15 protein-coding genes are annotated in these 16,604 nt (G+C 47.7%); 1 reads left to right on the forward strand and 14 read right to left on the reverse strand.

What is annotated here, in order from left to right:
* Positions 1-5 precede the first annotated feature (5 nt).
* The 13 genes from DW183_RS00180 to DW183_RS00240 form a co-directional block, all read right to left on the reverse strand.
* Positions 6-254, reverse strand: coding sequence for an HPr family phosphocarrier protein (locus DW183_RS00180; RefSeq protein WP_186853969.1), 249 nt, complete (start codon positions 252-254; stop codon positions 6-8).
* Between the two features lie 11 nt (positions 255-265).
* Positions 266-1,162 carry a DNA-binding protein WhiA gene (whiA, locus tag DW183_RS00185; protein WP_118280037.1) on the reverse strand — a complete coding sequence of 299 codons (897 nt, stop codon included), beginning with the start codon at positions 1,160-1,162 and terminating at the stop codon, positions 266-268.
* Between the two features lie 9 nt (positions 1,163-1,171).
* On the reverse strand, positions 1,172-2,047 hold the full coding sequence (gene rapZ / locus DW183_RS00190) for an RNase adapter RapZ (RefSeq protein WP_118280039.1): 876 nt from the start codon (positions 2,045-2,047) through the stop codon (positions 1,172-1,174).
* A gap of 26 nt (positions 2,048-2,073) precedes the next feature.
* The gene (gene murB / locus DW183_RS00195; RefSeq protein WP_118280041.1) at positions 2,074-2,964 is read right to left on the reverse strand and encodes a UDP-N-acetylmuramate dehydrogenase; all 891 of its coding nucleotides are present in this window, start codon (positions 2,962-2,964) and stop codon (positions 2,074-2,076) included.
* A gap of 41 nt (positions 2,965-3,005) precedes the next feature.
* A complete protein-coding gene (locus tag DW183_RS00200) occupies positions 3,006-4,388 on the reverse strand; it encodes an aminopeptidase (protein WP_118280044.1) in 1,383 nt (460 codons plus the stop codon).
* A 62-nt stretch (positions 4,389-4,450) separates the two neighbouring features.
* A complete protein-coding gene (hprK, locus tag DW183_RS00205; RefSeq protein WP_118280047.1) occupies positions 4,451-5,386 on the reverse strand; it encodes an HPr(Ser) kinase/phosphatase in 936 nt (311 codons plus the stop codon).
* 61 nt (positions 5,387-5,447) lie between these two features.
* The gene (uvrC, locus tag DW183_RS00210; protein WP_118280049.1) at positions 5,448-7,340 is read right to left on the reverse strand and encodes an excinuclease ABC subunit UvrC; all 1,893 of its coding nucleotides are present in this window, start codon (positions 7,338-7,340) and stop codon (positions 5,448-5,450) included.
* A 5-nt stretch (positions 7,341-7,345) separates the two neighbouring features.
* A complete protein-coding gene (gene ftsH / locus DW183_RS00215) occupies positions 7,346-9,349 on the reverse strand; it encodes an ATP-dependent zinc metalloprotease FtsH (protein WP_118280052.1) in 2,004 nt (667 codons plus the stop codon).
* A 119-nt stretch (positions 9,350-9,468) separates the two neighbouring features.
* The gene (locus DW183_RS00220) at positions 9,469-10,215 is read right to left on the reverse strand and encodes an amino acid ABC transporter ATP-binding protein (protein ID WP_118280055.1); all 747 of its coding nucleotides are present in this window, start codon (positions 10,213-10,215) and stop codon (positions 9,469-9,471) included.
* A complete protein-coding gene (locus DW183_RS00225) occupies positions 10,205-10,939 on the reverse strand; it encodes an amino acid ABC transporter permease (RefSeq protein ID WP_118280058.1) in 735 nt (244 codons plus the stop codon). The genes DW183_RS00220 and DW183_RS00225 overlap by 11 nt, the downstream gene beginning before the upstream one ends.
* Positions 10,940-11,017: 78 nt before the next feature.
* Positions 11,018-11,791, reverse strand: coding sequence for a transporter substrate-binding domain-containing protein (locus DW183_RS00230; RefSeq protein WP_118280061.1), 774 nt, complete (start codon positions 11,789-11,791; stop codon positions 11,018-11,020).
* A gap of 96 nt (positions 11,792-11,887) precedes the next feature.
* Complete coding sequence (locus DW183_RS00235; RefSeq protein WP_118280064.1) at positions 11,888-12,778, reverse strand: magnesium transporter CorA family protein; 891 nt, start codon at positions 12,776-12,778, stop codon at positions 11,888-11,890.
* A gap of 69 nt (positions 12,779-12,847) precedes the next feature.
* On the reverse strand, positions 12,848-14,380 hold the full coding sequence (locus DW183_RS00240) for a methyl-accepting chemotaxis protein (protein WP_158572983.1): 1,533 nt from the start codon (positions 14,378-14,380) through the stop codon (positions 12,848-12,850).
* Positions 14,381-14,554: 174 nt separating this feature from the next.
* On the opposite strand from DW183_RS00240, the gene DW183_RS00245 reads away from it, so the two are divergent.
* On the forward strand, positions 14,555-15,919 hold the full coding sequence (locus DW183_RS00245; RefSeq protein WP_118280070.1) for an MATE family efflux transporter: 1,365 nt from the start codon (positions 14,555-14,557) through the stop codon (positions 15,917-15,919).
* A gap of 54 nt (positions 15,920-15,973) precedes the next feature.
* On the opposite strand, the gene DW183_RS00250 is transcribed toward DW183_RS00245, so the two are convergent.
* A complete protein-coding gene (locus DW183_RS00250; RefSeq protein ID WP_118280072.1) occupies positions 15,974-16,597 on the reverse strand; it encodes a hypothetical protein in 624 nt (207 codons plus the stop codon).
* Positions 16,598-16,604 lie beyond the last annotated feature (7 nt).

The following is a 16,604-nucleotide window of genomic DNA, read 5'->3' on the forward strand; positions in this document are numbered from 1 at the left end:
AAATCCTACTTTGTCAAAAACTTCTCGATCTCATCGACTGCCTTTGCATCATCCTCGCCCTCAGCGTCGATCGTAACGACATCGCCCGCAGTAAGGACTAAACTCATCATACCCATAATACTCTTGGCATTGACCTTTTTCGTGTCCATCTCAAAATAGATACTGCTGGAAAACTGGTTTGCCAACTGTACCAGATGAGCGATCGGTGTGGACTCCATACTGTCTGTCATATTGATTGTTACGTTTTTTCTCACGATTGTTCCTCCTATCCCCTATGCCTGTCTGCGATCTCGCTAATGCGTCGCAGGCGGTGATTGACGCCCGACTTTCCCAGTGGCGGATCCAGCAACTGCCCCAGATCCTTGAGCGGCATATCCGGATGTTCCAAACGTACCTCTGCGATCTCTCTGAGACTGTCCGGCAAAGAACCAAGTCCTCTGGTCTGTTCGATCCACTGGATATCTTCCACCTGTCTGACAGCCGCACTGACTGTCTTTGTAATATTCGCCGTCTCGCAATTCACCTTTCGATTAACAGAATTTCTCATTTCTTTCAGGATCCGGACATTTTCCAGATCCATCAAAGCCACATGGGCTCCCATGACATTTAACATGTCAACAATCTGAGCGCCTTCTTTCAAGTAAACTACGTAATGTCTCTTTCGCTCTACTATCTTTGCATCCACTGCAAAACCCTTCATAATCTCCTGCAGTTGCAGTGCCTGTGGGCTTGTCTTACAAACGATTTCAAAGTGGTAATTCTTGTTGGGGTCGCTGATGGATCCGGCTGCCAGAAAGGCACCGCGTATAAAGGCGCGACGACAACAGGTCTGCTGTAACAACAGCCCATCTACCACGTCCATGCGGATGGATACGCCATCCTCCCTCTCTTTATACATCTTTACCATGGTCAGGACATCTTTTGCATCCTGCTCATCCAAATGAGCCCCATATTCAGATATATTAGTTGTTTTATCTAATAAAGTAAAGTACTTTTTTTGCACCAGCGGGTTTTCCGATTCCATGGAAAGGATCGTCTTTTTCCCCTGGGTCAAAAGTTTTCCTTCATGACTGAGAATTGCCGCCAATTCCGCCAGTCTGCAATGCCTGCTTCCGTCGATATGCTGGCTCAATTCCTTTTTTACTTCTGCTGAAAAGGACATTGGAACCTCCTACTTTCCGCGCAAGGCATCTTTACCGATGTCGCGGTGCTCGATCTTGACGCCGATCGCATCTTCATCCAGTAAGCGCTCGTGCAATTTGTTTGCCAGTGTGACCGAACGGTGCTTGCCACCGGTACAGCCGATCGCGATCACCAGTTGGTTCTTGCCCTCTTTTATGTAATTCGGGATCAGAAACTCGATCATGTCTACCAGTTTGTCCAAAAAGATATGGGACTCCTCGTAGCCCATCACAAACTTCTGGATCTCAATGTCATTGCCGGTCTTGGGTCTGAGTTCCGCGATATAGTATGGATTTGGCAGAAAACGCACATCAAAGACTAGGTCTGCGTCCGCCGGTATGCCGTACTTAAAGCCAAAGGACATGACCGTCACAAAAAGGCTGCGGAAGTCTTCTTCCTGCACAAAGATCTTTTGCAGTTCCTCCTTTAACTCGCGCGTCAGAAGGTGTGAGGTATCAATGATATAGTCTGCTTCCTCTTTCAAAAATCCGATCGCTGCCCGCTCCTTGATGATGCCTGCCTGAATACGCTCCGTCCCGGACAGTGGGTGATTCCGTCTGGTCTCCTTATAACGCTTGACCAGTACCTCATCCTCAGCATCCAAAAAGAGAATGCTGTATTTCTTGCCATCCTGCCGCAGTTCGGATAAGACCGACTGTAAAAGATGTAAGGACTCGCCGCTTCGGATATCGATGCCGACGACCAGTTTCTGCTCCTTGGCGGAAGGCTGCTCCGACAGATCGATAAAACTCTTAAGAAGCGGGATCGGCAGGTTATCTACACAGTAGTAGCCCAGATCCTCCAACATCTTGAATGCCGTTGACTTTCCCGCCCCGGACATCCCCGTTAATATCAATAATTTCATACTTTATCGCCTCCTGCATGCGATTCTTAAAAGTTACCCACAAATCGTACTTCCGGCTCTAAGTGAACGCCAAATTGTGCATAGACCCGGTCTGATACGTCATGCATAAGCCCCCGCACATCTGTTGCCGTCGCCTTTCCCAGATTGACTACAAATCCACAATGCTTGTCAGAAACTGCGGCATCACCGACACGGTAGCCCGCCAGTCCTGCATCCATGATGAGTTTGCCTGCGAAATAGCCCTCCGGGCGCTTAAAGGTAGACCCTGCGCTTGGGTATTCCAGCGGCTGCTTTGCCTGTCGTCTGATTCGGTAATCATCCATCTCTGCCTTGATCTGCCCTGTCTCCTGCGGGTGCAGTTTCATGGTAGCAGACAATACGATGGCACCTTCTTCCATCATGCGGCTGTGCCGGTAAGAAAGATCCAGATCTTCTGCATGCCAGTTCTCGATCCTGCCGTCTGCGCGCAGGACTCTGACCTCTTGCAGGACATCCTTCATTTCTCCGCCATAAGCGCCGGCATTCATGCATACGGCTCCGCCGATCGTGCCAGGGATCCCTGCCGCAAAAGCCAGTCCACCCAATCCGTGCTCCAGTGCCGCATTAGCCACCTGGGACAGGAGCGCTCCCGCTTCTGCCCGAATCTGATTGCCCTCGACCGTGATAGCAGACGCCTCTTTGCCAAAGGATAAGACCAGTCCCTCGATCCCCTGATCTCCCACTAAGACATTGCTGCCATTGCCTAAGATGGTGACCGGGATGTCATGGGTCTTGCAATACGATACCAATGGCGCCACATCCGCAACCTGTACAGACGCAAAAAGCCCTGCTGGGCCGCCAATCCGAAAAGTGGTATGGCGGCTCATAGGCTCTTTTTCTAAAAAGTTGATATGTGGAAATTCCTTTTTGATTTCCATTATTTATTTTCCTCCATGGTCAAATAATAAACCGTCAGATATTAGTTGTGTAAAAATGCTACATATCCCTTGTATGCTTCGTAGAGATCCACCTTGCTGATGATCTCCCATGGTGCATGCATGTTGAGCACTGCCACACCACTGTCGATGACCTGCATATCCAGATTGCCCAGAATGTAAGCGATTGTTCCGCCGCCACCTGCATCTACCTTACCGAGTTCTGCGGTCTGGAAGGACACATCTGCGTCATCCATGACTTTGCGCATTTCAGCCATATATTCTGCGCTTGCATCGTTGGAACCGGACTTGCCGCGTGAACCTGTATACTTATTAAAGACAAGACCTCTGCCGAAGTAAGCCGCATTTTTCTTTTCCATAACAGACGGATAGTTTGGATCGTAGGCTGCGCTGACATCGGAAGATAATACCTTGGAATTGCGTAGTGCACGGCGCAGCAACAACTCAGAAGTCTGACCGGTCAGTGCCATGACCTCTGCAACCGTATTTTCAAAAAAGCGTGATTCCATACCGGTTGCACCGACAGATCCGATCTCTTCCTTGTCTACCAAAAGACAGACGCTGGTGTACTCTACGTCCATCACCTCTGCGATCGCCTTAAAAGATGGGTAAGCGCAGACTCTGTCGTCATGACCATAGCCCATGATCATAGAACGATCAAAGCCGTAGTCTCTAGCCTTTCCTGCCGGAACCACTTCAATCTCAGCGGATAAGAAATCTTCTTCCTCAATGTCGTACTGCTCTGTTAAAATACGAAGGACATTTGCCTTGACACATTCTTTTTCTTCTTTGCTCTCTACCGGGATACTTCCCACCAGCACATTGAGGTCTTCTCCCTCGATCACCTTGGATGCCTTTTTCTCCATCTGCTCTGCAGAGAGATGGATCAAAAGATCGCTGACTCCGAATACCGGATCTTCGTCCTTTTCACCGATGCATACATTGATGACACTGCCGTCTTTTTTGACGATCACACCATGTAAAGCCAGTGGCAGGGTCACCCACTGATATTTCTTGACGCCACCGTAATAATGGGTATCTAAAAGTGCCATATCGGTATCTTCGTATAATGGATTCTGCTTGAGATCCAGACGCGGAGAATCAATATGTGCTCCTAAAATACGCATACCATCGGAAAGCGGACGCTTGCCGATCACAAAAGCAGCCACCATCTTTTTCTTGTTGATGGCATAGACCTTATCTCCTGCCTTTAAGGTCTTGCCGGAAGCGATGATCTCATCCAGATTTTCAAAGCCTGCCTGCTTTGCTTCTGCCTCAAAGAATGCTGCGCACTCTCTTTCAGTCTTGTGTTCTGACAAGAACTTGCGATAGCCGTCTGCAAAATCATAGACAGCCTGACGCTTGTCCTCTTCCTGATACTTTTTCCATGCATTTGCTCTTTCCAAAATAAAACACTCCTATCTTTTATAATATATGCAAAATCTAAGACTTCATGCCTAACGAAAAACTACTCCTGTCCCTGACTGATATTGTCCTGGACACGACGGTAGAGTTCTTGTGCGGCATTGTAGCCCATCTTCTTTTGACGATGGTTGACGGCTGCCGTCTCACAGATCACGGCAAGATTACGTCCCGGACGGATCGGCAGGGAATGACATACCACATCAATACCCAAGATGTTCATATGCTCATCCTCAAGACCCAGGCGGTCATAATCGTTTTCCTTTTTCCAGTCTTCCAATTTGATGACAAAATCGATCTTCTGGCTCTCCTTGATACTCTCAACACCAAAAAGACTCTTAACATCGATGATACCGATACCACGCAGTTCGATCAGATGCTTGGTGATCTTCGGGGCACGTCCCAGAAGAGTGTGGGCGTTAGTCTTTCGGATCTCGACCACGTCATCTGCCACCAGACGATGTCCTCTGCGGATCAACTCCAGAGCAGCCTCGCTCTTTCCGATACCGCTTTCTCCTGTGATCAGAAGTCCTTCACCATAGACATCGACCAATACACCATGAATGGTCGTGCACGGTGCCAAAAGTACATTGAGTTCAAAGATCAACTCGGACATGAACTCGGATGTCCCGCGCTCGGTTCCCAGGATCGGGATCTTGCGCTCATGTGCAATATCCATCAAAGACTGCTCCGGTACGAAACCACGGCAAAAGATCACACACGGTATGTCGTAGGAAAGCAGTTTGCGGTAGATCTCCGCACGTTCCTCTGCGGTCTTATTATTCATATATGCATGCTCTACCATACCGATCATCTGGATCCTGTCTGCCTCGAAGTGCTCATAGAATCCATTCAACTGTAATGCCGGACGGTTGACATCCGCAACGCATACGAAATGTTCCTCCAGATTGAGGTCTTCTGTAAAATTCTTTAAATGCAGTTTGTCTGCAACGATGGAAAGTTTTGCCTGTATTGGTTCCATAGTCCTTCTCCTTTATCGTCAAATCACAATATAACCACTCCTGTTATTGTAACCAACTTTTTCATTTTTGTACAGTAGGGTCAGCCTCACTTCCGTGAAAATACCGGTAGAGTTTTTCTGCTGCACGCATATCCATGGATGGGGTATCGGCAAGTTCCTCAATACTGGCATTTCGCATCTCATCCGCACTGGCATAGCGTTTCATCAGAGCCTTGCGCCTTGCCGGTCCGATGCCCTCCACATCATCCAGGAAACTGTGCACCTGTGACTTGCTGCGCAAAGACCGGTGATACTCGATAGCAAAACGATGGGCTTCGTCCTGCAATCGCGTGATCAGATGAAAGCCCTCCGATGTCCGGTCGATCGGGATAAGCTCATTATGGAAATATAAACCTCTGGTCCTGTGGTGGTCATCCTTTACCATACCGCAGACCGGTATGGACAGATGCAGGTCTGCCAGGACCTCCTCACAGATATTGACCTGACCGCGTCCGCCATCCATCATGATAACATCTGGGAAACGCGTAAAACTGCCCAGCGATTCATCCGCTCCCTTGGCACGCAGTTCTTCCCGTTCCTGTAGACCGTGAGAAAAACGTCTGGTCAGAACTTCCCGCATGGAGCCATAGTCATCCGGTCCCGTGATAGTCTTGAGTTTGAACTTTCGATAATCACTGCGCAGAGGTTTTCCCTTTTCGAAAACCACCATGGAGCCAACCGTCTGAAAGCCGTTGATATTGGAAATATCGTAGGCTTCCATGCGGTTTAGATGCTCCATGCCAAGCAGTCCCGCGATCTCTTTTAAGGCACCGATGGTACGACCTTCCTCTTTCTTGATCCGCTCCCGATCCTGGGCTAAGACCATGGCAGCATTCTTTTCTGCCAGTTCCACCATCTTATTCTTCATGCCCTTTTGCGGTACACGCAAGTAGACACGCTGTCCTTTTTTCTCCGTCAGCCATTGCTCGATCACCCGGGCATCCTCGATCTCTTCCTGTAAAAAGATCTCGCGTGGAATGATCGGCGTACCGGCATAAAATTGTTGGATGAAACGTGTTACAACTTCCCCGTCTGCTTCATCCATGCGCACATTCATAAAGAAATGCTCGCGTCCGATCAGTTTGCCCGACCGCACAAAGAATACCTGTACGACGGCATCCTCCCCCTGCTTTGCCAGTGCAACGATGTCCTTGTCATCCATCTCACTTGCATTGGTAATCTTCTGCTTCTGCACGCAGGCACGGACACTCCCCAGCAGATCACGGTATTCTGCCGCCTTTTCAAATTCCATATCTGCTGCCGCTTTTTGCATCTTCTCGGTCAGCATCTTCTCAACCTCGCCATAGGAGCCGTTCAAAAAGTCAATGGCTCCCTGGACGCTTTTTTGATATTCCTCCTCCGAAACCTTGCCGGTACAGACACCCGGGCACTGCTTCATATGGTAATTCAGACAAGGTCTGCGCTTACCGAAATTATCTGGGAACTTTTGGTTGCAGGTGCGCAGATGGTAGATCTTCTGCACCAGATCAATGGTATCCTTGACAGCCGCCGCGCTGGTAAAAGGTCCGAAATATTTTGCCTTGTCCTTTTTCAGTTGACGCGAAAAAAGGACTCTGGGGTAAGCTTCTCCCAGCGTCACTTTGATATACGGATAGGTCTTATCGTCACGAAGCATAGTATTATACTTTGGGCGATGCTCCTTGATCAGATTGCACTCTAAGACCAGTGCCTCCAATTCCGAATCCGTCACAATATATTCAAAATAGGCTATCTGCTGCACCATGCGCTGTTTCTTGATACCCTCATCATGGCTGGGCTGGAAATACTGGTGCACGCGATGGCGCAGAGACTTTGCCTTGCCAATATAGATGATGGCTTCTTTGGCATCATGCATAATATAAACTCCCGGAGAATCCGGGAGTTTTGCTAATTCTTCTTCAATCGAAAAATCCATATTCTTTACTCTTCCACAAATAAATCTTTGTCGTCGATCTCTTCTACTGTCTCAGCAGAAGTATCCTCTTTCTTTTCCTCCGGGTCATCCAGTCCCTTCAGGTCACGGAAGATCTTCATAAATTCCTTACCGGTGATGGTCTCATGCTCGTAGAGATAGTCTGAGATCTTATCTAAGATCTCGCGGTTTTCTTCCAAAAGATCGGTCGCCTTGTCGTAACACTCGGTCACGATACGAAGGACTTCCTGATCCACCTCTGCCGCGGTACGCTCGCCACAAGTCATGGAGGCTCTGCCTTCCAGATACTGGTTCTCCACCGTTGCCAATCCCATCATGCCAAACTTATCAGACATACCAAAACGTGTCACCATGTTTCTGGCAATGCTGGTCGCATTCTCAATATCGTTGGAAGCACCACTGGTCGGAGACTCAAATACGAGTTGTTCTGCTGCACGCCCACCCATAAAGGTGGTGATCTTGGCAAGCAGTTCATCCTTGGTCTCTAAGAACTTCTCCTCCTCCGGAGTCTGTAAGGTATAGCCCAAAGCACCCATGGTACGCGGTACGATCGTGATCTTTTGTACCGGCTCGGTGTTCTTCTGCAAAGCGGAAACAAGCGCATGCCCTACTTCATGATAAGAAACGATCTTGCGCTCCTTGTCACTCATGACGCGGTCTTTTTTCTCTTTACCGCCGACAGCAACTAATTCAAATGCCTCAAACAAGTCGCTCTGGTTGACAAACTTACGGTCATGCTTTACGGCGATGATGGCAGCCTCATTGATGATATTGGCAAGATCGGATCCTACCAGTCCGGCAGATGCCAGTGCCAATGCATCCAGATCTACCGTCTCATCCATAGCCACATCCTTGGCATGTACCTTTAAGGTCTCCAGACGTCCTTTTTGATCCGGACGGTCTACGATGATGCGTCGGTCAAAACGTCCCGGACGAAGCAATGCCTTATCCAGAACTTCCGGACGGTTGGTAGCCGCTAAGATCAAAAGTCCCTTAGAAGTATCAAATCCATCCATTTCTGCTAATAACTGATTCAGAGTCTGCTCACGCTCGTCATTGCCACCGCCATAGCGGGAATCACGGCTCTTACCGATGGCATCGATCTCATCGATAAAGATGATACACGGTGCAGCCTTCTGTGCCTCTTTAAAAAGATCACGGACGCGGGAAGCACCGATACCGACGAACATTTCCACGAAATCGGATCCTGCCAGAGAGAAGAACGGCACGCCCGCTTCTCCGGCTACTGCCTTAGCAAGCAAAGTCTTACCGGTTCCGGGAGGTCCGACCAAAAGTGCGCCCTTTGGCAATTTGGCACCGATCGAGGTATATTTCTGAGGATTGTGCAGGAAATCTACTACTTCCTGCAAGGATTCCTTTGCCTCATCCTGTCCGGCAACATCCTTGAAAGTCACACCGGTAGACTTCTCCACATAGACCTTGGCATTGGACTTGCCAACACCCATGGCTCCGCCGCCCATGCGCTTCATAAGGAAGGACATGAGTATCCATAAGAGTACGATCGGGATAACAAAACTCAGGACATTGTAAATGATCACTGCCGTAGAGTCTGAGATCTCTCCGTCGATCTCCACATCATGTTCCTTTAATAAAGGAAGGAGGTCTGCATCAGAGATATAAGCGGTGTAATAGGTGATCGTCAGATCCTGCCCTGTACTCTCCTTATATAACTGTGCCTGGATGGACGCGGTCTGAGAGTCTGATCCCACCTTGGCACCATCTACCAGTTTGATGTTGATCTGATCGCCGTCAAAGACAACCGACTTGACCTGATCCTTCTCTACCAGATCCAGGAACTTGGAATAGGTGATCGCCTCTGTCGTACTGGAGCCTGCACTGCTATATAGAAGGCTGGTGATAAACATGGCGATCAGTGCAAAGAGCACAAAGAGCATGATCGGCTGTCGTTTTTTGTTGTTATTATTGTTATTCGGTCCACCCTGCTGTGAACCATTGTTGTTTTCGTTCATTTTATCCTCCACTCGCGTAGGTATTACCTCATCCATTATATTTGACCTAAATGGCAAAAGCAATACTACCCGGGTGCCTTTTACGATAATTTTCGAATTCGTTTATACTTTTTTTATTTTTAGAGAACCTTTGCCAGGAAGTTCTGTAAACGTTCACTCTGCGGATGTTCAAAGATCTCCTGCGGTGTATTCTGCTCCACAATGGTTCCCGCATCCATAAAGACTACGCGGCTTGCCACTTCTCTGGCAAATCCCATCTCATGGGTAACGACCGCCATGGTCATGCCTTCCTTTGCCAGATTTTTCATAACATCCAAGACTTCTCCGACCATTTCCGGGTCTAAGGCAGAAGTCGGCTCGTCAAACAAAAGGATCTCCGGTTCCATGCAAAGAGCACGCACGATAGCAATACGCTGTTTCTGTCCGCCGGACAACTGGCTCGGATAGGCATCGGCACGATCTTCTAAGCCTACCATACGAAGCAGTTCCATCGCCTTTGCCTCAATCTCACCCTTTGACTTGTGCAAAAGTTTCATCGGTGCGATGGTCATATTGCGAAGCACCGTCATATTGGGGAAAAGATTAAAATGCTGGAAGACCATGCCCATCTTCTGTCTGTGCACATTGATGTCTACCTTTGGATCGGTGATATCCACGCCATCCACAAGGATCTGTCCGCTGGTTGGTTCCTCCAAAAGGTTTAAGGATCTAAGCAAGGTAGATTTCCCGCTTCCGCTTGGACCTATGATGACAACAACCTCGCCCTGGTCAATCTCTAAAGATACACCGTCGAGCGCCTTGATCTCCCCTTTGTTATAATGTTTTTTTAAGTCTGTGACCTGGATCAATACATTCTTATCGCTCATTCTTACGCAAACTCCTTTCCAGACATCCCACTAAGGCAGTCAAAATAACGACCATAACAAGATAGATCGCTGCCACGCCCAGCAATGGCAAAAATGCGGAGAAAGTTCTGCCGCGGATGATGTCGCCCGCCTTGGTCAGGTCCATGATACCCACATAACCTGCAACCGAAGTCTCTTTCAAAAGTACGATAAACTCATTACATAAGGTAGGAAGTACCACCTTGAATACCTGCGGGATGATGATATAGATCATGGTCTGTCCGTAATTAAAGCCAAGGGAACGTCCTGCCTCGAACTGTCCCTCGTCGATCGACATGATACCTCCACGGATGATCTCTGCCACGTAAGCACCGGAATTGATACCGAAAGCAAAGACAGCCACAGCCGTAGAATTGTTGGAAGTGGCAAATATGATAAAGTATGCGATCATAAGCTGCACAACCACCGGCGTTCCACGGATCACTGTCAGATATAACTTACAGATGACATTAGCAATGCTCAATATGTAAAATCCGACCGGATTTCTCTTTTTCATATCTCCGTTGTTCTTGTCATAAGTCGTGCGCACGGTTGCAACGATCGCCCCTAAGACAATACCGATCATAACCGCAAAAAATGTGATCACAAGCGTATTCCCTAAACCTTGAAACAGGGATTTCCATCTATCGTCCTGTATAAAGACAAACCGGAAATCTGTCACAAAAGTATTCCATCCATTACTCATTTGTCTTCTTCCTTTCTACTATACCCATAGCCTGAAAAAGGGTCAGACACCTGGGTCTGACCCTTTTTGCTCTGGCTTTTATTCTGCTGAAATATATTTATTTACGATCTCGTCAATTTTACCATTACTCTTCAACTTGTCAAGTACATCGTTGATCTGGTTCAAAAGTTCATCGTTGTCCTTTGCTACACAGATAGCATATTCTTCTTCCACGTACTCTGTGTCTAAGATCTTGAGTCCGTCATTTGCCGCAACAAATTCCTTTGCCGGCTCGCTGTCGATGACAACGCAGTCAACCTTGCCTGTCAGCAGTGCCTGTACCGCATCTGCGCCCTTGTTGTATCGGGTCACCGCATCTTCGCCGTAATCATCTGTAGTGTAGATATCACCTGTGGTATCCTGCTGCACACCGATCTTGGTATCGGAAGACAGATCGTCTACTGTCTGGATGGCACTGCCATCTTTTACAATGATGACCTGCTTTGCTGTCGCATAAGTGTTGGTGAAATTAACGCTCTTTTTTCTGTCCTCTGTAACAGTGATACCGGCCATACCGATATCAAACTTACCGCTCTGCACACCGGAAATGATAGAACCGAACTCTACGTCCTGGATCTGTAATTCCATGCCAAGTTCATCTGCGATCGCCTGTGCCACTTCCACGTCGATTCCTGCATAATCCTGTCCGTCCACATATTCATATGGTGGGAAAGTCGCATTGGTCGCCATGACCAAAGTTTCCTTTTTATCACTTGCAGCCTGCTTGTCACTGCTCTTGCTTCCACAGCCTGTCATCATACCTACCGCAAGGGCAGCCACCAGAACGGCTGCTAAACCTCTTTTTAACTTCATAATTTTCTTCCTTTCTTCCGTCTTCGCTTTCGCCTAAAATTTATAAATATACATATATATTGTATAATATAACACCGTCAGCCCCTCAAAGTCAATCTACCAATAGCGTTTTCTACGAAAGAGGATCATAGAAAAGATCACGATCAGGACTGCTGCCACCAGAACCCCCACATAACCATAACGCCAGTGCAGTTCCGGCATATATTCAAAATTCATGCCATACCAGCCTGCCAAAAGGCTGAGCGGCAAAAAAATAGTTGTTACAATTGTCAGGATCTTCATAATATCATTCTGTCGGATAGAGATCTGCGACTGGTAGATCTCCCAGATCTCCATGGCATACTCCCGCATGATCTCCATATCATCTGCCAGCCGTTTTGTCCTTGTGATGAAGCGTGAAAAGCACTCCATTTCTCCCGGATCTAAAAAGCCGCCCTCCCACTCCATCAGATCATCCGCCAGTTCCGTCAGTTGCTGATAGTAACGGAACAACTGATAAATGCTGTGTTTCATAGTATACATTTTTTGCAGGAAAAAGCGGGCATTATCCTTGGGGATCTCTTCTTCCAAAGTTGCCAGTTGTTTGTATATGACATCCAGCACATGAATATCATTTTCAACAAGGATCTGAAACAGCCGGTAGAGCATGGCTTCCGGTGTCTTTTTCCCATTTTCCTTACGCAGACGGTCCATGATCCCCTGTAGATAGCCGTCAAAATCCGCAAAACAGATCCCGTCCTCCCATACGACAAAGGCAAACTTGGAAAAGGCATGTCCCTGTCCCAACAGCGGCACAGTCTGCTTTTTCCCCTCTACTTTTTTCTCCTCCTGCAAGGGCACCTGCATCTGTACCAAGAGGTCGTGACCTTTCTTTTCTACCAGACAGGAGTGAATGGCCTCAGGATCGATCAGATCCTCTTTTTCCTCCTCCCATGTATAAGGATGGATATAACCGCAGCCATCCTTTTTTTCCAATAAAAAATACATACTAAGTGGTATCTCCTATCTCTTTTCTACCTCTTAGTATGTATCTTTTTCTATCCTGTCTATACGATTTTAAGATAAATCAATCTTGACTTTTTTCAATTTCTTCTTTGGCAGATCGTCATCTTCCTCCTCTGCTTCCGGCTCGGATGCCTGTACCAAAGCCTCGGTGATCTCATTGATGTCATGATAACCGTCTACCACATTGCCGATGTTACTGTGGAGATTGTTGATACTTGCGGAGATCTCCTCCATGGCTGCGGATGTTGACTCGATATTGTCGTTGATATTGTTGACATTCTCCAAAGTCGTGTTCATCAGGCTTTCCAGTTCCTGGGCCTGCTTCTCGATCACATTGGCACGGTGCAATACCTGGGAAGTATTCTCGGCGATCTCCTGGAATGAGAAGTTGACATCATTGGCATTCTGCGTACAGATCTCCACAGACTTCTGTCCTGTTAAGATCTCCTTTTGTACCTGTGTGGTCTGCTCCTCGACACCGTTTAAGATGCCATGGATCTGCTCTGTGAACTTGGCGGAGTCATCAGATAACTGACGGATCTCCGTTGCAACAACAGCAAAGCCCTTGCCATGCTCTCCGGCTCTGGCAGCCTCGATGGAAGCATTCAAAGACAGAAGATTGGTCTGGGATGTGATCTGATCCAGTGTCGCTAAGATCTCGATAATCTTGGCATTTTCCTCGGATAAGGACTGGATGGAGGAAGCAACCGTTTCCATGCGCTTGTTGAGATCCTGCATCTGGGAAGACAGGTCTCCTACCAACTGACCGCCTGTCTGTACCTGAGTGTTGGTCTCGTTGGAAGCCCCCGCCATGCGGGTACTGCTGTCCGCGATATCCTTGATCTGGGAAACCCCGTTTTGTACCATGCCCTTGATCTGCTCAATATCTCCGACCTCTGCCACTGTCCTGCGCGCAATGTCCTCGGTAGCCTCTGCGATCTGATCAGAGATCGTGCCGGTCATAGTAATATTGTCATTTAACTTGCCACTGGTCGTATCTAAGACACCAACAGACTTACCGATCTCTGCTAAGAGTTGTTCTGCCTTTTTACGCTCCTTTTCGCTTGCCTTGTGGGTCTTGCGCAGTTGGTGGAACTGTTCTTTGGTCAGGCGGCAAAGAGAAATATATACCAGCATGCCACTGACAATATAAACAACGCACATTGACATGGCATCCGTCGACCAGGAATCTCGCAATTCCTGTGTATAGCGGAAATAGAAATATACCATAGCAGCCGCACTGATCGCCGACTGCATGATGATCGGTCGGATGTCCTCATAGATCACAACAAAAAAGATCGACAAGAAAAACATCAGATAATTGGTCGTGCAAGGAAAGGCTATCATCAGAATGATACTGATCGCCGACATGAGTACCACCATGGCATACATCATGACCACCGGATGTACCTTTTTGTTCAAGAGTAACAGGAGCGCTGTAAAGATCAGTCCTCCGATACCCATCGGGATGACCTGTACGATCCCGGTAAAAAATGCATTTACGATACAGCGAAGCACAATACAGATCAAGAGTGTGATCGCTAATATTCTGTTTTTGTTACGAATGACGTCATTATAGTCCATCGTCTTATCCCCCTCGTTTACTATACAAGTGTACAGTTTTCCCCTCAACTGCCCTGTGTATGAAGATAAATACATTATACAATAAGAAAGTTTATTAGGAAAGTATTGTTAAAAAAATTTTTCGTGCTATTATATCTAAAGCGAATTTTGATATATAAGGAAAGGAATGCAATTATGGCAAAAGATACAACAAAAAGATTAACGACAGGAAAACCTATGTCACTGATCCTTGGTTTCTCCCTGCCTCTTTTGGTGGGTATGCTCTTTCAGCAGTTCTACAGTCTGGTAGATACCATCATCGTTGGAAAGTTTCTGGGTGTGGATGCCCTCGCCGCCGTCGGTTCCACCGGAGCCATCAACTTTCTCATCATCGGTTTCTGCATGGGCGTGTGCAGTGGCTTTGCCATCCCGGTCGCCCAGCGTTTTGGTGCCGGTGATTATGAAAGCCTGCGCAAATACGTTGCCAACAGTGTCTGGCTCTGCCTCATTTTTTCTGCTGTCATGACTCTGATCGTCTCCGTCTTTTGCCGGCAGATCCTGGAACTCATGCAGACACCGTCCAATATCATAGATCAGGCATACTCCTATATCTTTATCATTTTTGTGGGTATTCCGGTTACTTACCTATATAATATCACTTCCGGTATCATGCGGTCTCTCGGTGACTCCAAGACTCCGGTCTATTTCCTTTTGCTGGCATCCGGGATCAACATCGTACTGGATCTGATCTTTATCACACAGATCGGCATGGGTGTCGAAGGCGCCGGTTATGCAACCGTGATCTCCCAGTTTATCTCCGGGATCTCCTGCCTCATCTATATGAAGGCAAAGTTCCCGATCTTAAAAATGCAGCCGGGCGAATGGGCTTGGAACGGACACTGTGTTGCTACTCTCTGTCATATGGGCGTACCTATGGGCTTACAGTATTCTATCACAGCGATCGGCTCTGTCATCTTGCAGGCTGCCGTCAACAACTTAGGGTCCAATGCCGTTGCCTCCATCACCGCAGCCAACCGTATCTCCATGTTCATCGTATGTCCGTTTGATGCCTTGGGTTCTACCATGGCAACTTACGGCGGACAAAATGTCGGTGCCATGGAACTGGGGCGTGTCAAAGAAGGCTTAAAATCTGCGACCATCCTTGGTCTTTGCTATGCGATCATCGCCTTTTTTGTCCTGCTCTTTGCCGGAAAATATCTCCTGCTTTTGTTCCTGTCCGCAAATGAGACAGCCATCATCGCAGATGCACGGACTTTCCTGCTGATCCAGTCCTGCTTTTATTTTCCGCTGGCTCTGGTCAACATCGTACGTTTTCTCATTCAGGGCATGGGCTTTTCCATCTTTGCCATTCTTGCAGGCGTTATGGAAATGCTGGCGCGAAGCATTGTTGCCTTTACCCTGGTACCGGCGATTGGCTTTCTGGGTGCCTGCTTTGCCAGTCCCTTTGCCTGGATCATGGCGGATGTATTCCTCGTCCCGGCCTTCTTCCATGTGCATAAAAAACTGCAAAAGAAGTTTGCTGCACACATAGCACTATAATATTTTCCCATCAAAAAAGGACGGAGCCCATCCGTCCTTTTCTTATGCCTTTCTTTAGGCCTCTACGCCTTTGGATTTGTAATAATCATCAAACAATTTGTTGGCTGCATCCATAGTCTGCTGGCTGATGCTTGGAAGCGATTTGCCCCATGCTGCTGTCGCCTGCTTGAAACCTTTTTGCATGGCTTCCTGCATCTTCTGCATCTTTTCTACATCATCTCCTGCAAGTGCACTTGCAAAATCAAACAAACGCTGTGAGGTCTGGGAAACACCCCAGTATCCGTCATCTGCGATATCTGCCTGCGCCTGTGCCTTGGTTGCTGCATCCACAGTAAAGTTGCCGCTGGCTAAGAATTTCCAGATAGAATCATCACCGGTTGCCTGACTGTAGGACTTTGCCTGTCCGTTCATCATATCCTGTACCAGTGAGATCAAACTCTGCTGCCTGTTCTCCTGATCCTGCTTCAACTGCTGCACCAGGGCTGCACGATCGGATGAACTCATCTTGTTGATGGAATAAGTTGCTTTCTTTTCTGTTGTTCCCTTCTCATAAACCGCCTCTTTTTCCTCAGTGGCACTTGTTTTTTCAGCCTCTTTGGAAGTCTTGGCAGAAGAAGTCTTTCCGTAGCGGTTGTAAACGCTATCGGTCTTAGTAGTTCCTACCGGATTCATACTCATAATCTTG

The organism is Roseburia sp. AM16-25 (assembly GCF_003473825.1).
In the GTDB taxonomy this organism is placed as follows: Bacteria; Bacillota; Clostridia; order Lachnospirales; family Lachnospiraceae; genus Pararoseburia; species Pararoseburia lenta.

What these genes read in the sequence shown, in the direction of transcription:
- whiA (WP_118280037.1), bottom strand. Translation starts at nt 1,162, where the DNA reads ATGTCCTTTTCAGCAGAAGTAAAAAAGGAATTGAGCCAGCATATCGAC.
- rapZ (WP_118280039.1), bottom strand. Translation starts at nt 2,047, where the DNA reads ATGAAATTATTGATATTAACGGGGATGTCCGGGGCGGGAAAGTCAACG.
- murB (WP_118280041.1), bottom strand. Translation starts at nt 2,964, where the DNA reads ATGGAAATCAAAAAGGAATTTCCACATATCAACTTTTTAGAAAAAGAG.
- hprK (WP_118280047.1), bottom strand. Translation starts at nt 5,386, where the DNA reads ATGGAACCAATACAGGCAAAACTTTCCATCGTTGCAGACAAACTGCAT.
- uvrC (WP_118280049.1), bottom strand. Translation starts at nt 7,340, where the DNA reads ATGGATTTTTCGATTGAAGAAGAATTAGCAAAACTCCCGGATTCTCCG.
- ftsH (WP_118280052.1), bottom strand. Translation starts at nt 9,349, where the DNA reads ATGAACGAAAACAACAATGGTTCACAGCAGGGTGGACCGAATAACAAT.
- DW183_RS00220 (WP_118280055.1), bottom strand. Translation starts at nt 10,215, where the DNA reads ATGAGCGATAAGAATGTATTGATCCAGGTCACAGACTTAAAAAAACAT.
- DW183_RS00225 (WP_118280058.1), bottom strand. Translation starts at nt 10,939, where the DNA reads ATGAGTAATGGATGGAATACTTTTGTGACAGATTTCCGGTTTGTCTTT.
- DW183_RS00230 (WP_118280061.1), bottom strand. Translation starts at nt 11,791, where the DNA reads ATGAAGTTAAAAAGAGGTTTAGCAGCCGTTCTGGTGGCTGCCCTTGCG.
- DW183_RS00235 (WP_118280064.1), bottom strand. Translation starts at nt 12,778, where the DNA reads ATGTATTTTTTATTGGAAAAAAAGGATGGCTGCGGTTATATCCATCCT.
- DW183_RS00240 (WP_158572983.1), bottom strand. Translation starts at nt 14,380, where the DNA reads ATGGACTATAATGACGTCATTCGTAACAAAAACAGAATATTAGCGATC.
- DW183_RS00245 (WP_118280070.1), top strand. Translation starts at nt 14,555, where the DNA reads ATGGCAAAAGATACAACAAAAAGATTAACGACAGGAAAACCTATGTCA.
- DW183_RS00250 (WP_118280072.1), bottom strand. Translation starts at nt 16,597, where the DNA reads ATGAGTATGAATCCGGTAGGAACTACTAAGACCGATAGCGTTTACAAC.